The 1878-nt window shown below is 60.5% G+C and carries 1 protein-coding gene and 7 tRNA genes; all 8 read left to right on the top strand.

What is annotated here, in order from left to right; translation table 11 throughout:
- Positions 1–398: 398 nt before the first annotated feature.
- The 8 genes from EGI20_RS17920 to EGI20_RS17955 all read left to right on the top strand — a co-directional run bounded on the left by EGI20_RS17920 (position 399) and on the right by EGI20_RS17955 (position 1837).
- A tRNA-Glu gene (locus EGI20_RS17920) sits at positions 399–474 on the top strand.
- 131 nt (positions 475–605) lie between these two features.
- Positions 606–681, top strand: a tRNA-Glu gene (locus tag EGI20_RS17925).
- Positions 682–689: 8 nt separating this feature from the next.
- Positions 690–765 (top strand) — tRNA-Ala (locus tag EGI20_RS17930).
- 47 nt (positions 766–812) lie between these two features.
- Positions 813–888, top strand: a tRNA-Glu gene (locus EGI20_RS17935).
- An 8-nt stretch (positions 889–896) separates the two neighbouring features.
- Positions 897–972 (top strand) — tRNA-Ala (locus EGI20_RS17940).
- Positions 973–1019: 47 nt separating this feature from the next.
- Positions 1020–1095: transfer RNA gene (locus EGI20_RS17945), tRNA-Glu, on the top strand.
- 8 nt (positions 1096–1103) lie between these two features.
- A tRNA-Ala gene (locus EGI20_RS17950) sits at positions 1104–1179 on the top strand.
- 106 nt (positions 1180–1285) lie between these two features.
- Complete coding sequence (locus EGI20_RS17955) at positions 1286–1837, top strand: DedA family protein (RefSeq protein ID WP_498630194.1); 552 nt, start codon at positions 1286–1288, stop codon at positions 1835–1837.
- Positions 1838–1878 lie beyond the last annotated feature (41 nt).

A 1878-nucleotide genomic window follows, 5' to 3' on the forward strand; every position in this document is an offset into this window, starting at 1 on the left:
GGCCTAGGACACCGCCCTTTCACGGCGATAACGGGGGTTCGACTCCCCCTGGGGACGCCAGCAGTTTTGGGGGTATAGCTCAGTTGGTAGAGCGCTTGCATGGCATGCAAGAGGTCAGCGGTTCGATCCCGCTTACCTCCACCAGAAGACTCAGGCCTGAAGCCGCAACATCGCTTCGACCGACCATTAAGGTCCCCATCGTCTAGTGGCCTAGGACACCGCCCTTTCACGGCGATAACGGGGGTTCGACTCCCCCTGGGGACGCCAGCAGTTTTGGGGGTATAGCTCAGTTGGTAGAGCGCTTGCATGGCATGCAAGAGGTCAGCGGTTCGATCCCGCTTACCTCCACCAGAAGACTCAGGCCTGAAGCCGCAACATCGCTTCGACCGACCATTAAGGTCCCCATCGTCTAGTGGCCTAGGACACCGCCCTTTCACGGCGATAACGGGGGTTCGACTCCCCCTGGGGACGCCAGCAGTTTTGGGGGTATAGCTCAGTTGGTAGAGCGCTTGCATGGCATGCAAGAGGTCAGCGGTTCGATCCCGCTTACCTCCACCAGAAGACTCAGGCCTGAAGCCGCAACATCGCTTCGACCGACCATTAAGGTCCCCATCGTCTAGTGGCCTAGGACACCGCCCTTTCACGGCGATAACGGGGGTTCGACTCCCCCTGGGGACGCCAGCAGTTTTGGGGGTATAGCTCAGTTGGTAGAGCGCTTGCATGGCATGCAAGAGGTCAGCGGTTCGATCCCGCTTACCTCCACCAGAAGACTCAGGCCTGAAGCCGCAACATCGCTTCGACCGACCATTAAGGTCCCCATCGTCTAGTGGCCTAGGACACCGCCCTTTCACGGCGATAACGGGGGTTCGACTCCCCCTGGGGACGCCAGCAGTTTTGGGGGTATAGCTCAGTTGGTAGAGCGCTTGCATGGCATGCAAGAGGTCAGCGGTTCGATCCCGCTTACCTCCACCAGAAGACTCAGGCCTGAAGCCGCAACATCGCTTCGACCGACCATTAAGGTCCCCATCGTCTAGTGGCCTAGGACACCGCCCTTTCACGGCGATAACGGGGGTTCGACTCCCCCTGGGGACGCCAGCAGTTTTGGGGGTATAGCTCAGTTGGTAGAGCGCTTGCATGGCATGCAAGAGGTCAGCGGTTCGATCCCGCTTACCTCCACCAAAAATACAAAAGCCTCGACTCCGGTCGGGGCTTTTTGTATTTGCATCCGGCAAGTCGCTGCCGCTCCATTTACACTGTCAGCATCAAACCCCCTCCACTGACAGCCATGCTCAGCACCCTGATCGACCAGTACGGCTACTACGCCCTGTTTGCCGGCACAGCCATCGAAGGCGAAACCGTTTTGCTTGCCGCCGGCTTTGCCGCGCACCGCGGCTGGCTGAGCCTGCCCTGGGTCATGGCGGTCGCTGCTGCTGGCGGGTTTTGCGGCGACATGCTGGCTTTCAGCCTGGGGCGCTGGCGCGGCCAATGGCTATTGGCCCGCTTTCCGGCACTGGCCCGCCATACGCCGCGCATCAATACCCTACTGGACAAATGGCATGCCCCGCTCATTATCGGCATACGTTTCATGCTGGGCCTGCGCACCGCCGGCCCAGCCATCATGGGCATGAGCCGCATCCCCTTTGCCACCTTCGCCTTTTACAACGCCATTGGTGCCGCCATCTGGGCCAGCCTGTTCGCGAGCTTAGGCTATGCCTTCGGCAGTGCGCTGACCTTGCTGCTGGGCGAACTCAAACATCTGGAAGAAGCCGCCTTTATCGCCATCGTGTGCACTGGCGCCCTACTCCTGCTCTGGCGCAAACTTCGCCAGCGTGCTTAACGCGGCGCGCGCGCAAGGCAGGCCTGATAACGCCAGTCCAC

This window comes from Aquitalea sp. S1-19 (genome assembly GCF_024343515.1).